At 68.9% G+C, this 14857-nt stretch carries 12 protein-coding genes; 5 read left to right on the top strand and 7 right to left on the bottom strand.

The annotated features are described in order from the left end of the window. Positions 1-22 precede the first annotated feature (22 nt). Positions 23-1030 carry a type I glyceraldehyde-3-phosphate dehydrogenase gene (gene gap / locus DA69_RS01125; RefSeq protein WP_025977858.1) on the top strand — a complete coding sequence of 336 codons (1008 nt, stop codon included), beginning with the start codon at positions 23-25 and terminating at the stop codon, positions 1028-1030. A gap of 46 nt (positions 1031-1076) precedes the next feature. Here the strand turns inward: gap and DA69_RS01120 are convergent, their stop codons facing one another. After that, the gene (locus tag DA69_RS01120) at positions 1077-1427 is read right to left on the bottom strand and encodes an endonuclease domain-containing protein (protein WP_025977859.1); all 351 of its coding nucleotides are present in this window, start codon (positions 1425-1427) and stop codon (positions 1077-1079) included. 74 nt (positions 1428-1501) lie between these two features. On the opposite strand from DA69_RS01120, the gene DA69_RS01115 reads away from it, so the two are divergent. Next, positions 1502-2698 carry a phosphoglycerate kinase gene (locus DA69_RS01115; RefSeq protein WP_025977860.1) on the top strand — a complete coding sequence of 399 codons (1197 nt, stop codon included), beginning with the start codon at positions 1502-1504 and terminating at the stop codon, positions 2696-2698. Positions 2699-2749: 51 nt separating this feature from the next. Here the strand turns inward: DA69_RS01115 and DA69_RS01110 are convergent, their stop codons facing one another. Then, positions 2750-3151 carry a hypothetical protein gene (locus DA69_RS01110; protein WP_025977861.1) on the bottom strand — a complete coding sequence of 134 codons (402 nt, stop codon included), beginning with the start codon at positions 3149-3151 and terminating at the stop codon, positions 2750-2752. Positions 3152-3307: 156 nt separating this feature from the next. Here DA69_RS01110 and fba point away from each other — a divergent pair, with 156 nt between their 5' ends. From fba to rpoH, 3 genes are all read left to right on the top strand, one after another. Then, on the top strand, positions 3308-4372 hold the full coding sequence (gene fba, locus DA69_RS01105; protein WP_025977862.1) for a class II fructose-bisphosphate aldolase: 1065 nt from the start codon (positions 3308-3310) through the stop codon (positions 4370-4372). 115 nt (positions 4373-4487) lie between these two features. After that, a complete protein-coding gene (locus DA69_RS01100; protein ID WP_051582115.1) occupies positions 4488-5474 on the top strand; it encodes an RluA family pseudouridine synthase in 987 nt (328 codons plus the stop codon). 196 nt (positions 5475-5670) lie between these two features. After that, complete coding sequence (gene rpoH / locus DA69_RS01095; RefSeq protein ID WP_025977864.1) at positions 5671-6555, top strand: RNA polymerase sigma factor RpoH; 885 nt, start codon at positions 5671-5673, stop codon at positions 6553-6555. Between the two features lie 76 nt (positions 6556-6631). On the opposite strand, the gene DA69_RS01090 is transcribed toward rpoH, so the two are convergent. From DA69_RS01090 to DA69_RS01070, 5 genes are all read right to left on the bottom strand, one after another. Then, positions 6632-7438 carry a response regulator gene (locus DA69_RS01090; protein ID WP_025977865.1) on the bottom strand — a complete coding sequence of 269 codons (807 nt, stop codon included), beginning with the start codon at positions 7436-7438 and terminating at the stop codon, positions 6632-6634. Between the two features lie 76 nt (positions 7439-7514). Next, positions 7515-8810, bottom strand: coding sequence for an adenylosuccinate synthase (locus DA69_RS01085; protein ID WP_025977866.1), 1296 nt, complete (start codon positions 8808-8810; stop codon positions 7515-7517). A gap of 91 nt (positions 8811-8901) precedes the next feature. Then, positions 8902-10074: a phosphoserine transaminase gene (locus DA69_RS01080; RefSeq protein ID WP_025977867.1), complete on the bottom strand. Its 1173-nt coding sequence runs from the start codon at positions 10072-10074 to the stop codon at positions 8902-8904. Positions 10075-10124: 50 nt separating this feature from the next. Then, positions 10125-11057, bottom strand: coding sequence for a DnaJ C-terminal domain-containing protein (locus DA69_RS01075; RefSeq protein WP_025977868.1), 933 nt, complete (start codon positions 11055-11057; stop codon positions 10125-10127). A gap of 122 nt (positions 11058-11179) precedes the next feature. Next, positions 11180-14857 (bottom strand): baseplate multidomain protein megatron, encoded by a 3678-nt coding sequence (locus DA69_RS01070; protein WP_025977869.1) that lies wholly within the window; start codon positions 14855-14857, stop codon positions 11180-11182.

The following is a 14857-nucleotide window of genomic DNA, read 5'->3' as shown; positions in this document are numbered from 1 at the left end:
CTTGTTCAGGAGACTGCTCCCCATGACCGTTCGCGTCGCCATCAACGGCTTCGGCCGCATCGGCCGCCTCGTCCTTCGCTCGATCGTCGAGCACGGCCGCAAGGACATCGAGGTCGTGGCGATCAACGACCTGGGCCCGGTCGAGACCAACGCCCACCTGTTCCGCTATGACTCGGTGCACGGCCGCTTCCCCGGCACGGTCACGACCGGCGAGGACTGGATCGACGTCGGCACGGGTAAGATCAAGGTCACGGCCGAGCGCGACCCGGCCAACCTGCCGCACGCCGAATTGAAGGTGGACATCGCCCTGGAATGCACGGGCATCTTCACGTCGAAGGACAAGGCCTCGGCCCACCTGAAGGCGGGCGCCAAGCGCGTGCTGGTCTCGGCCCCGGCCGACAACGCCGACAAGACCATCGTCTTCAAGGTCAACCATGAGACGCTGACGGCCGACGACATCGTCGTCTCCAACGGCTCGTGCACGACCAACGCCCTGGCCCCGGTGGCCAAGGTGCTGCACGACCTGTTCGGCATCGAGCGTGGCTATATGACCACCATCCACGCCTACACCGGCGACCAGCCGACGCTGGATACGATGCACAAGGATCTGTACCGCGGCCGCGCCGCCGCCCTGTCGATGATCCCGACCTCGACCGGCGCCGCCAAGGCCCTGGGCCTGGTCCTGCCGGAGCTGAAGGGCAAGCTGGACGGCTCGTCGATCCGCGTCCCGACCCCGAACGTCTCGGTCGTCGACCTGAAGGTCGTCGCCGGTCGCGAAGTCACCGCCGAGGAAATCAACGCCGCCCTGCTGGCCGCCGCAAACGGCCCGATGAGCGGCGTCCTGGCCACGACCACCGACCCGCTGGTCTCGGTCGACCTGAACCACGTCGCCGCCTCCTCGACCGCCGCCCTGCCGCAGACGCAGGTCGTCGACGGCAAGCTGGCCCGCGTCCTGACCTGGTACGACAACGAGTGGGGCTTCGCGACCCGCATGGCCGACACCGCCCTGGTGATGGCCAAGTACCTGTAATCTGAAACCACCGCTCTCGACCCTTCTCCCCTCGTGGGAGAAGGTGTCAGGCGGAGCCTGACGGATGAGGGGGCTGACGCGCCGCATGATGCCGGACTGCATCCAGAACCAGATTCGGATTCGTCAGCACAGCCTCATTGCCGAAGCGCAGGACGGTGAAGCCGCGCTGCTCAAGGTCTGCATCGCGCGCAGCGTCCTCGACCTCGCGCAACCGATGGACGCCTCCGTCCAGTTCGATCACCAACCTGAGTTCATAGCAGCAGAAGTCAGCGATCCAGCGCCCGATGCGGGTCTGTCGCCGGAACTTGTGCGCCTCAAACCCTCGACCGCGCAGGATACGCCACATCGCCGCCTCGGCCGGCGTCATCGCCGCTCTCAGTCGCTGCGTCTGGTTCAACGCCCCCTCATCCGGCTCGCTCCGCGAGCCACCTTCTCCCACGAGGGGAGAAGGAAGAACAGAGATACGCCATCATGACCTTCCGCACCCTCGACGACGTTTCCGACCTTTCGGGCCAGACCGCCATGGTCCGCGTGGACTTCAACGTGCCGATGGAGGACGGGAACGTGACCGACGACACCCGTCTGAAGGCCGCCCTGCCGACCATTCACCGCCTGCGCGAAGCGGGCGCCAAGGTGGTGCTGCTGGCCCACTTTGATCGGCCCAAGGGCGAGCGCGTGCCGTCGATGAGCCTGCGCCCCGTGGTCGAGCCGCTTGAGCTGCTGCTGCACGGCCCCGTGCGCTTCGCCGACGACTGCGTGGGCGATGAGGCCAAGGCCGCCGTGGCCGATCTGGACGCGGGCGGCGTGCTGCTGCTGGAAAACGTCCGCTTCCACAAGGGCGAGGAAAAGAACGACCCGGCCTTCGCTGAACAACTGGCGGAACTGGGCGACCTCTACGTCAACGACGCCTTCTCGGCCGCGCACCGCGCCCATGCCTCGACCGAGGGGCTGGCCCGGCTGCTGCCCGCCTATGCCGGTTGCGCCATGGCGCGCGAGCTTGAGGCGCTGGACGCGGCGCTCGGCAAGCCGCAGAAGCCGGTCATCGGCATCGTCGGCGGCGCCAAGGTCTCGACCAAGCTGGACCTGCTGAAGAACCTGGTCGCCAAGCTGGACTACCTGGCCATCGGCGGCGGCATGGCCAACACCTTCCTGTTCGCCCAGGGCGTCGATGTCGGCGGCTCGCTGTGCGAGAAGGATCTGGCCGACACCGCCCGCGAGATCATCGAGGAAGCCCGCCGTCAGGGCTGCGAACTGCTGCTGCCGGTCGATGTGGTGGTGGCCAAGGGCGTCAAGCCGGGCATCGAATCGGGCGTCCGCGCCCTGGATCGCATCGCCGCCGACGACCTGATCCTGGACGCCGGGCCGGAAACCGTCGCCCGCCTGAACCGCGCCATGGACCTGTCCAAGACGCTGATCTGGAACGGCCCGCTGGGCGTGTTCGAGGTCCCGCCCTTCGACAAGGCCACCGTGGCCGCCGCCAAACACGCCGCCGAACTGGCCAAGGCCGGCAAGCTGGTCGCCGTGGCCGGCGGCGGCGACACGGTCGCGGCCCTGCACCACGCGGGCACGGCGGACAACATGACCTTCGTCTCCACCGCAGGCGGCGCCTTCCTGGAGTGGATGGAAGGCAAGGTTCTGCCGGGCGTAGAGGCCCTGCGCGCCGCCTAAAAACGTCAAGGCGAGGGCTGTTCGCGGCCCTCGCCCCTGCTGTCCGAAGCTTTAGCCTTCGCCGTCCATATCGACGGCACGCGCGACCAGATCGCGCCACGTCGGATCGGTGTCGTCCACCAGATCGACATCGTCCAGCAGAGCCACCGCCCCGCCGCCATCGGGCAGGATCAGCCCCAGCACTTCCATAAGTTCGCCGTGGGGACCGACATGGGCCTCGGCCTGAACGATTACGGCCGCCTGCTCGCCGTCCTCCTCCCACCAGATGACGGGCTGAGGCAGCTCCATGTCGATGACGCGCGCCTCTTCGGTGTCGCCCAGGGCGAAGACCGCCTTGCCCGCCTGAACGTCGTCCAGCGTCGCCACGGCCCCGGCGAAGGGCGTCAACCGCGCCCAGTCGTCGACGTCGAAACCGCCGCCGTCTTCATCCAGCGCATCATTGTTCTGGCTCATGGCCGCTCCTTGGTCAGACGCCCCGCAGGCGCCGGAGCACTTAAGGCCTGCGCGCCCAAAGTCCACCACGCCTGAGCCCTGTCACGGCGGCGTGACTTCCCGCACCCGACCGGCTAAGACCTCGGGCAAAATCACTATCGGTTCAGGAGACTACCCATGGCGCGCATCACGCTGCGACAACTGCTCGACCACGCGGCGGAATATGACTACGGCCTGCCCGCCTACAACATCAACAACATGGAGCAGGGCCTGGCCATCATGGAGGCCGCCGACGCCGTCAACGCGCCGGTCATCATCCAGGCCTCGCGCGGCGCCCGCTCCTACGCCAACGACGTGGTCCTGGCCCGACTGATCGACGCCCTGGTCGAGCTTTATCCGCACATCCCGGTCTGCATGCACCAGGACCACGGCAACGGCCCGGCCACCTGCGCCACCGCCATCCAGTACGGCTTCACCTCGGTGATGATGGACGGCTCGCTGGAAGAAGACGCCAAGACCCCCGCTTCCTACGACTACAACGTGGACGTCACCCGTCGCGTGGTCGAGATGGCCCACTCGTGCGGCGTCTCGGTCGAGGGCGAACTGGGCGTTCTGGGCTCGCTGGAAACCGGCATGGGCGAGGCCGAGGACGGCCACGGCTTCGAAGGCAAGCTGGACCACTCGGCCCTGCTGACCGACCCGGATCAGGCCGTCGACTTCGTCAAGGCCACCAAGGTCGACGCCCTGGCCATCGCCATGGGCACCTCGCACGGCGCCTATAAGTTCACGCGCCAGCCGGACGGCGACGTTCTGGCCATGAACGTGATCGAGGAAATCCACAAACGCCTGCCCAACACCCACCTGGTGATGCACGGCTCCTCCTCGGTGCCGCAGGACCTGCAGGACATCATCAACCAGTACGGCGGCCAGATGCCCCAGACCTGGGGCGTGCCGGTCGAGGAAATCCAGCGCGGCATCAAGCACGGCGTGCGCAAGATCAACATCGACACCGACAACCGCATGGCCATGACCGGCGCCATCCGCAAGGTTCTGGCCGAGAAGCCGGGCGAGTTCGACCCGCGCGCCTATCTGAAACCCGCCAAGGAAGCCATGCGCAAGCTGTGCATGGAGCGCTATCAGCAGTTCGGCTGCGAAGGCATGGCGTCCAAGATCCAGCCGCTGTCCACCGCCCAGATGGCCAAGCGCTACGCCGCCGGCGACCTGGACCCGCGCATCGGTTGATCGACGCAGAAGCGGGCCTGAACCCCGCTGAGACGATTGAAGGGGCGGTCCCGTCGGGCCGCCCTTTTTTCATGGCGTCCGCCACCCGTGCTAAACGGACGTCGTGACCGACATCATGCCCGCGACAGACGACGAATCCGACCTGACAGTCCTGACCGCCCAGGTCGCCCCCGGCGCTGCGCGGCTGGACCGCGCCTTGGCCGACGCCCTTCCCGAACTGTCCCGCGCGCGCATCCAGGCGCTGCTGGACGCGGGCGCGGTCTCCCTGAACGGCGCCGTTGTAGGGGCCAAGGCCAAGCCTGCGCCCGGCGACTACCAGATCATCCTGCCGCCAGGGGCCTCGGCTGAACTGCGCCCCGAAGCCATCCCCCTGACCATCCTGTTCGAGGACGACGACCTGATCGTCATCGACAAGGCGCCGGGCATGGCGGTCCATCCCGCCCCCGGCTGCGAGACCGGCACCCTGGTCCACGCCCTGCTGCACCACTGCGCCGCCCTGTCGACCCTCGGCGATCCGGACCGCCCCGGCATCGTCCACCGCCTGGACAAGGACACCTCCGGCGTCATGGTCGCCGCTAAGTCGGACCGCGCCCACGCGGGGCTGGCCGCCCTGTTCGCCGCCCACGATATCGAGCGCACCTATGTCGCCCTGACGCGCGGCGCGCCCTCGCCCGAGAAGGGCCGCATCCAGACCCAGATCGGCCGCTCCAGCGGCGACCGCAAGAAGATGGCGGTGCTGAAATCCGGCGGGCGAGAGGCCATCACCGACTATGTCGTCCAGCAGACCTTCGGCCGTCCGGCCAAGGCCTCCAACGCCCCGCTCGCCGCCCGCGTCGCCTGCACCCTGCAGACCGGCCGCACCCACCAGATCCGCGTCCACATGGCGTCCAGGGGCTCGCCCCTGCTCGGCGACCCCGTCTATGGCTCCGGCAGCCCCGCCGCGCCCGTCCGCGCCGCCATCGCCGAGGCCGGCCTGAAACGCCAGGCCCTGCACGGCGCCATCCTCGGCTTCGTCCACCCCGTCACCGGCGAGCCGCTGCGCTTCCAGACCGCCCCGCCGCAGGACATGCAGCGGCTGCAAACCCTGCTGGCGGCCCTCTAAACGCGGCCGCTTTATTCGCAACAACATCTGTGCTAGATGATACATAGACGGCGAGGAAGCGTCGCCGTTCAATTGGGACAATCCGCCCCTTTCGTTTCGGGCAACGGATTCCCATCTTGTCAGTTGAGGGGCGAGGTGATGATGCACGTCATGTGGTCAAAGCCGTAGCGCCAGCTCGTGAAGCCGGAGGGACCATATGGCCAATAAAACGCTGACGGTGATGTCGCCTGAACAGGGACTGTCACGGTATCTTACGGAAATCCGTAAGTTTCCCATGCTCACCAAGGACGAGGAGTTCATGCTCGCCAAGCGGTGGAGCGAACACCAGGACACCGAGGCCGCCCACCGTCTTGTGACCTCTCACCTGCGCCTCGTGGCCAAGATCGCCATGGGTTATCGCGGCTACGGCCTGCCGATCGGCGAGGTGATCTCCGAGGGCAACGTCGGCCTGATGCAGGCCGTCAAGAAATTCGATCCCGACAAGGGCTTCCGCCTGGCGACCTACGCCATGTGGTGGATCCGCGCGTCCATTCAGGAATACATCCTGCGCTCCTGGTCGCTCGTGAAGATGGGCACCACGGCGGCGCAGAAGAAGCTGTTCTTCAACCTGCGCAAGGCCAAGAGCCAGATCTCGGCCTTCGAGGAAGGCGACCTGCACCCCGAGCACCTCGCCGCCATCGCCACCAAGCTGGGCGTGTCGGAAGAAGAAGTCACCAACATGAATCGCCGTCTCGGCGGCGACGCTTCGCTGAACGCGCCGCTGCGTTCGGATGGCGAAAGCGAGTGGCAGGACTGGCTGGCCGACGACAACGCCGTCAGCCAGGAGACCGAACTGGCCGAGAGCGAGGAAAAGTCCATCCGCATGGGCCTGCTGCAGGAAGCCATGGAAGAGCTGACCGATCGCGAGAAGCACATCCTGACCGAGCGCCGCCTCAAGGACGATCCGGTCACGCTTGAGGAGCTGGCCGGCCAGTACGGCGTCAGCCGCGAGCGCGTCCGCCAGATCGAGGTCCGCGCCTTCGAAAAGCTGCAAAAGGCCATGCGCGCCGCTGCCGAAGAACGCAATTTGGTCGACGCCTGAGGGCCTGCTGGATCGCCTCAACGGCCGCTCTCCGCCGTCATCCTCGGGCTTGCCCCGAGGATCGAGGGCGGCGGCCCTAACCCGCCCGGGCTAGGCTCTCGGGCGAGGCCAGCTTCAGCACCACCTCAACCGGCGCCGTCAGCCCGGCCTTGGTCGGCGCCCCGGCGGCCAGCGCCGTGTCCAGTCCCGCCGCCGCAATGGCCAGCGGCGCGTCGCCTGTCTTGATGGCCAGGGCCTTCAAGGTCTCAGCCTGCTGCTTGATCGCCCGCACGGCCTGCATCGGATCGCTGTCGAACTGAGCCAAGGCTGAAAACAGAATGCGCATCGCCTGATCCTTGACCGCCAGAGCGGCCTCCGCGCTGGAGCGAGGCTTGTCCGCCTTGCGTTTCTGCGGCCCGGCGTAGTCGTCCGAGTTGAAGCGCCGCCGGTCCGGCCCGATATAGCCGACCGCCTCGACCCAATCGCGCGGCTTGGTCGCCAGGTTCTCGATCCGACGTTGCAGGTCGCCGCTGGTGAAGGGCTTCCTCAGGAACTCGTGCACGCCCGAGTCTCGCGCGCCCTTGATGGCGCTGGCGGTGGCCTCCGCCGTCACCATGATGATCGGCGCGCGGCGGCAGGCCAGGCTCGAACGCCGAATGCGCCGCACCAAGGCCTCGCCGTCCAGCCTTGGACCCGTGCGCTCAGTGAAGATCAGCGCCGGCTCCATTTCACGGGCCAGGTCCAGCACCCGCGCCTCGTCGCCTTCGACCACGATCTCGCGCGATCCGAACCCCTTCAACAGGTCCTGCAACAGGCGCGCGGCGGCGGGGTTGGGATCAACGATGATCACGCGCCGGACCACCGGCGCGATCCGCTGCATCGTCTTGGCGTCTAGGGCGAACACAGGGCGAGCTCCATTTCAGAGCGTCACCCTACGCCTCACCGGTTAAGGCGTCGTTGCCTCGGCTGGAACTGTAAACTCAGCCTTGGAACGGATCGCGCATCAGGATGGTGTCGTCGCGCTCGGGGCTGGTCGACAGCAGGGCCACCGGCGCCCCGATCAGTTCCTCGATCCGACGCACATACTTCAGCGCATGGGCGTTCAGGTCCTTGAAGGTCCGCACGCCTGCGGTGCTCTCGTCCCAGCCTTCCAGTTCCTCGAACACCGGCTCGGCCGAAGCCTGATCCTTCAGGCTGCTGGGCAGATAGTCCAAAACCTCGCCATTGATGCGATAGCCGACGCAGATCTTCAGCGTCTTCAGCCCGTCCAGCACGTCCAGCTTGGTCAGGGCGATGCCGTCGATGCCGTTGATCGCCACCGACTGGCGCACCAGCACCGCGTCGAACCAGCCGCAGCGGCGCGACCGGCCCGTGTTCACGCCGATCTCGCGGCCCACCACCGCCAGGTGCTGGCCGACTTCATCGTTCAGTTCGCAGGCGAAGGGGCCTTCGCCGACACGCGTCGTATAAGCCTTCACAATGCCCAGCACATAGCCGACGCCGCGCGGGCCGACGCCCGACCCTGCCGCCGCCTGACCGGCAACGGTGTTGGAGCTGGTCACATAGGGATAGGTGCCGTGGTCCACGTCCAGGAAGGCGCCCTGCGCCCCCTCGAACAGCACCCGCTTGCCCGCCTTCTGCGCCTCGTCCAGCACCCGCCACGCCGGTTTGACGTAGGGCAGGATCTTCGGCGCGATCTCCAGCAGTTGCGCCAGCAGCGCTTCCGGGTCGATCGGCTCCAGCCCCAGACCGGCCCGCAGCGGATCATGGTGCGAGCGCAGGCGGTCGATCTTGATCTTCAGGTCGTCTTCATTGGCCAGATCGCAGACGCGGATGGCCCGGCGCCCCACCTTGTCCTCATAGGCCGGGCCGATGCCGCGGCCGGTCGTGCCGATCTTGGCGCCCGGCGCGCTGGCGGCGGCCTCACGCGCCACGTCCAGCGCCGGATGGATCGGCAGGATCAGGCAGGCGTTGTCGGCGATGGTCAGGATGTCGGGCGTGATCGCCACGCCCTGAGCCTGGATCTTCTCGATCTCGCCGACCAGGTGCCAGGGATCGACGACCACGCCGTTGCCGATGATCGAGGGCTTGCCCTGCACCACTCCGCTCGGGAGCAATGCAAGTTTATAGACCTTGCCGTCGACGACCAGGGTGTGGCCCGCGTTGTGGCCGCCCTGGAACCGCACCACCATGTCGGCGCGATTGGACAGCCAGTCCACGATCTTGCCCTTGCCCTCGTCGCCCCACTGGGCGCCGACCACTGCGACGTTCGCCAAGACCTATACTCCGCAATCCAGAATGCGGTGGGAGCCTATACCCCCTGAATCGTCCGGCGTCGCCCCCAAGGGCGTCTAATAGGCGACAGAATTATCCGTCCGCCGACTGAGCCAGTTCACCGACCGCCGTCTGGAACGCCCATTCCAGCCACGGCGTCGCGGTCACGACATCCGCTGTCTCAATCGTACAGCCGCACCACAGGCGCAGGCCCGGCGGGGCGTTGCGGTGCGGCTCCATGTCATAGACCGCCCCCTCTCCCTCCAGCAGAGTCTTGAACCGCGTCACAAAGGCCTTCTGCCCCGCCTCGTCCAGCGCCGCCACCCGCGGATCGACGAACTTCAGACAGACCGAGGTCGTCGAGCGGATGTCCGGCCGGTCCGGCAGGAAGGCGATCCAGTCGGTCCGCTCCACCCACTCGGCCAGGGCGGCATAGTTGGCGTCTGTGCGCGCGATCAGGGCAGGCAGTCCGCCTTCGGCCTTCGCCCAGTCCAGGGCGTCGATCCAGTCCTCGATGGTCAGGACTGAGAAGGTGTTCATCACCACCCCGTCCGCCAGCGTCCGGTCAAAGCCCGTCTTGTCGGCGATCCGCAGCACCTTGGGCACGGCCCGATCCGGCCGATAGCTGTCCAGTCGCGCCACCGCGCGCGGCGACAGCACCATGACCCCGACGCCCGCCTCGCCGCCTAGCGCCTTCTGGAAGCTGAAGGTCGTCACATCCAGCTTGTCCCACGGCAGGTCCATCGCGAACGCCGCCGAGGTCGCGTCGCAGATGGTCAGCCCCTCGCGGTCGTCGGCGATCCAGTCGCCGTCGGGCACGCGCACGCCCGAGGTCGTGCCGTTCCACGGAAACACCACGTCCTTCTTGGGATCGACCTTCGACAAGTCCGGCAGCTCGCCCCACGGCGCCGTCAGGGCCTCAGGCTCCAGCCCCAGATGCGTCTTCACGTCCGCCAGCCAGGTCAGGCCGAAATTCTCATAGGCGATCACCTGCACCGGGCGCTCGCCCAACATGCACCACAGCGCCGCCTCGACCGCCCCTGTGTCCGAACCGGGCGTGTAGAGCATGACGTAATCGTCCGGCGGGCTCAGCACCTCGCGCGTCAGCCGCAGGCCGTGCGCGAACCGCTCGACCACCTCCGGCGCGCGGATGCCCCGCCCCATCAGGTTCGTGGGCAGCTTCGCCAGTTCCCAGCCCGGACGCTTGGCCGTCGGCCCGGCCGAGAACCAGGGGCGAGCAGGCTTGGCGGCGGGCTTAGGCGTCATGTCGGTCTCTGAAGTCTCGGGGAGGAGAAGGAAGCGTCAGCCTTAGGCCATCAACGGCCGGGCTTATAGGGCCGGCGCTCACGCCATTCCGTCGCAAACCGGACCAGTTCGTCGTCTGGCGCCTCAGGCAGCGTCACCACCAGCCTGGCCATCAGATCGCCGCGCCTGCCGTTCGCATAGGCGCCGCGCCCCTTCAGCCGCAGCACCTTGCCCGAGTTGGAGCCTTTGGGAATGGTCATCATCACCGCACCCTCCGGCGTCGGCACCTGGATCTTGCCGCCCAGCACCGCATCCGGAACCGACACCGGCAGGTCCATCGTCAGATCGGCGCCGTCGCGCTTGAACACCGGATGCGGCTGGATACGCAGCTCAATCAGCGCGTCGCCCGCCTGACCGCCGCGCCCCGGCGCGCCCTGCCCCTTCAGCCGGATCGTCTGACCGTCCGCCGCGCCCTTGGGGATGGCCACGTCCAGCATCCGCCCGTCCGAGAACTGGATGCGCCGCGTCGTCCCGGCGATCGCGTCCTCAAGACTGATGTCGAGGGTGGCCCGCACGTCCTGCCCGCGTCCGCCGCCGAAACCGCGCCCGGCGCTGCGTCCGCCGCCTCCGAAGGCGCCGAAGATTTCTTCCAGGTCGATGTCGTCAAAGCTGGCCCGGCCGCCGGGGCCGCCCTCGCCGCGCCCGCCGAAGCCGAAGCCGCTGAACCCGCCGCCGCCCGGCCGGCCGCCCTGAGCGCCGCCAAAGCCTCGAAATTGTTCGCGGCCGTCGGCGTCGATCTCGCCGCGGTCATACTTCGCGCGCTTCTCGGCGTCGCCCAGCAGGTCGAAGGCGGCGGTGATGCGCTTGAACCGCTCCTCAGCCGCCTTGTCGCCGGGGTTCTTGTCGGGGTGCAGTTCCTTGGCCAGCTTGCGGAACGCCTTCTTGATCTCGTCCGCGCTCGCGCCCTTGGAAACGCCCAGTTCCTGATAGGGATCGCCAGCCAATTTTCGCTCCACTCCGGATCAACACAGACCAGAGCGTCAGTTAAGCCATGCAACCGCCCGCCGAAAGGGGCGAGGACGGTTTCCCCGTATTCGCCCCGGTCACAACAGGAGAGGTGGCCACGTCACAATCCCGCCACCGCCTCCGGGCCCCAGCCATATCCGTCGCCCCACTGGGCTACCGCGACGTGCGCGTCCGCCCCGAGCCCGCCTGGAAAGTCCGCCGCGACCTCGGCCGCGCCATAGACGGCCGTCAGCCCCTCGACCTCCCAGACCCGCCGCACGACAGCGCCGTCCAGCACCCGCATGCGGAAGCGCCTCGGATCGACCTCGACGGGCTCAGCGTCCCATCCGTCGCCGCCCAGACGCACGCGGGGCGTCCAGCTCAACCGCCATCCGCCGCCCTCCGCCACAGCCCGCAGATGCGCCGATCGCCACGGAGCCGCGTTCCGGTTGGCCCAGGTGAAGCCGACCTCCGTCGTCCCCGCCCCGCCCGGCGGCGCGCCTGCCGGCCCCGCCCGCCAGATCCGAGGCAGTCCCCGCTCGGCCGCATCGACCTCGGCGCGCGCCATGCCGCGCTCCAGCACCACGACCAGCGCCCCCGCTTCCGCCCCGCGCGCGGCCGCTTCCTCCGTCCCCTGCTGACCGCGCAGCAGGCCGCTTAAACGCCACACGTCGCCGCCGACCAGTTCGGCCCGGCGGAACTGCACCAGTTCCCATCCTTCTCCGCTGCGCACCGCCAGCACATTGGCGCCCGACAGCACCGCCTCGGCCGCCCGGCTCTGGGGCGCCTGTCCCTCGATCCGCACGTTCAGCACGGCCGTCTCGTCCCAGCGGCCGACCACGCCGGGCCGCAGGGGCGCCGTCAGCGTCCCCACCGTCGCGGGCGTCTCCACCACCGCCCTTGGCGTCAGACTGTCGACCGACGCGCCGCCATGCAGCGCCATCGGCCTCCACGGCTCGGCCGCCGCCGCGACCACCGACCGCCCATCCCCCTCCTCTCCCGGCAGCGGCGGCAGGTCCAGCAGCATCAGGAACGGCGCCCCCGCCGTCGTCGCCCCGCCCCCATCGCCGCGCCAGTCCTCCGGCGCATCCACGACAACCGCCTCGACCACGGGCGTCAACACCGCCCTGGGCGTCTCGTCCCAGTCCAGCCGCTCGACGCGCCAGTCGCCCGCACGTCCCTCCACCGCGGCCACATCGCCCGGCTCCAGCTTCAGCGCCTCCAGCGGCCCCAGCTTGAGCGTCAGCTGCTCGGCCGCCTCGCCCTGCAACAGCCGCTGCGCCGCCGCCGTCGCCAGCCCGGCCCCGACCACGGCGGGCAGGGCCGCGTCCACGCCGCCGCCCTCGCCGTCGCCGCGCACCGTCACGGCGCCCAGCTGATAGTCCGCCGCCTCATCGATAAACCGCAGCCGCGCGGCGCTAGGCCGAGGCGTCAGCCGCCGCTCCGCCGCCGCGCTCCCGCCCTTGTCGGGCAGGGCCAGCGCCGCCTGATGCAACATCATCTCCCGCGCCGTCTCGCCCAACACGGCCACCCGACCATCCCGCTCCGCCGCCGTCGCCCCCAGCGTCTGAATCAGCGGCGCCAGCGCATCCTTCGTCGCCATCGGCCGGTCGATGACATAGCCCGTCACCGCGCCGTCCACCGCCCCGACCGTATAGTCCGTCTCGGCCAACCCGCCGCGCTTCAGGATCGCCTCGATCAGGCCGCGCGCATCGCCGCCCATCCGCCCGTTAAGCCAGTGCCCCGTGCGCCAGGCGCCCGCGTCCGCCCACACCTCAGCCAGCGCCGGAAACGCCGGATAGGGCCGCGCGTCCCAGCACCAGACGTCCGCCCCCTGCAACATCGGCCCGCCATAGACGCCCGAGATCGGATTATTCGCCGGCTGCGCATAGTGCGTCAGCACCGCCTCGATCAGCCGCCGCTGCATCCGGTCGTCGCGCGCTCCGGTCGAGTACGGCGGCAGGGCGTTCTCGCTGCTCTTCGGATCCTGGAACAGGTTCGGCGCATTGCCCCCGCGATCCACGGCCGCACAGCCGAACTCGGTCAGCCGGATCGGCTTCATCTGCGGAACCCAGGCCGTCGGCGCCGCCTGTCTTGCGCCGCCGATGCGCTCATGGTGCGGGTTCGACCACCAGCCCTTCAGGTCCTTGTAGCGCCAGATCCAGGCCTCGCCGTGGGCGCCGTCCTCGATCGCCGTGCGCCGCTGCGCCGCCCGGTCCGCCGCGTTGGCGTAGAACCAGTCATACCCCTCGCCGCCCGCCACCTGCGCCGCCAGATAGGCCGGGTCCGACGGTCCACGGAACGCTTGTGCATCAACCCCGCCGTCGCCGCCGCGCCAGTCCCCCATCGGCGGGTACCAGTCGATGGCGACGTAATCGATGTTCGGATCAGCCCACAAAGGATCGAGGTGAAACCTTACCTCCCCCTCTCTCTGCCAGCCGAAATACTCCGACCAGTCAGCGGCGTAGCTCAGCTTCACTCCCGGCCCGACCACCGCCCGGCATTCGGCCGCCAGCGTCCGCAACTGCGCCACCGCCGGAAAGCCCCCGCCCGCATCGCGCGTCCAGGTCAGCCCGCGCATCTCCGAGCCGATCAGCAGCCCGTCCGCCCCCTCCTCGGCCCCGATCTTCGCATAGTGCAGCGCCAGCCGACGCAGGCCCCAGCCGTCCGCCGTCCCGAACAGGGCCGCGACCTCGGCCGTCGCCCCCGCTCCGTCCGTCCCCTCAATGCGTCCCCGCCACGGATAGCCGGGGCAGTCCATGAAGACGAAGGGATACAGCGTCACCTCCAGCCCGCGCGCCTTCAGCGCCCGGATCGCCTGCCGCACGCTGTCGTCCGAGGGCGTGCCGCCATAGGCCGGACCATCCTCGACCTGTGAGATCAGATGCGCGTCCGCCCGCTCGACCCCGGCCACGCGCCAGACCAGCGGCTCGGTCGGCTTCTGCCGCCGCTCCACCCCCGGCCGGATGCGGCAATGGCTCATGCATATGTCGTCGCCGAACCAGCCGACCACCAGACTGACCCGTTTCAGCCTCGGCGCCTGGGCTGTCAACTGATCCAGCGAGGCCTCGAGATCCGTCTGCCCCGCCGTCAGATGCACGTTCTCGGGCGTCGATTTCGTCAGCCCCTCGCGCCGCATCACCGGCTCGGTCGCCAGACAGAACTCGCCCGCGCCGGGGATCAGGCAGACGCCTTCCAGTCGGTCCTCCATCTGCGGTTCGGCGCCCTGCGGTCGACGGAACACCTCAAACGACAGCTGCGGCGCCCGGTCGCCATAGGCGTCCAGCGGCAGGTCCTCGAACACCACATAGGCCGTCCCGCGATAGGCGGGCGCCCGTCCCTCCACCGCCTCGATCAGCGGGTCGGGCATCTGATCCTTGGTCCCGCGATGCAGGCGCATGGTCACGCCCGTCATGTCCATCGGCTGGCCGTCGGCCCAGACGCGCCCCACCCCGTCGATCGGCCCCTCGCACAGGGCCACCGCGAAACTCAGGGAATAGGCGTAGTCGATCGTCTTTCCCGCCTTGCCGGCCGAGCGCTTCTCCTTGCGCTCCAGAAACCGCGCGGCCCAGATCACCTGTCCCGTCACCCGCGCCCGACCGAAGACGCAGGCCATCGGCGCCCCCTCGGCCGAGGATTGCAGCTTCAGCCCCTCCAGCCTCGGCCCGACCTGCCGCGCCGGCGACAGGCCCGCCACCAGCCGGTCGTCCAGCGCCCGCCCCAGCAGGCCCCCGGCCAACAGGCCCAGGCTGCTGACGCCCGCCATCCCGCCAAGCCCGCCCAGCAGCACCTGCGCCAT

The organism is Brevundimonas naejangsanensis, assembly GCF_000635915.2.
Taxonomy (GTDB): domain Bacteria; phylum Pseudomonadota; class Alphaproteobacteria; order Caulobacterales; family Caulobacteraceae; genus Brevundimonas; species Brevundimonas sanguinis.
This window is presented reverse-complemented; position numbering and strand designations above follow the sequence as displayed.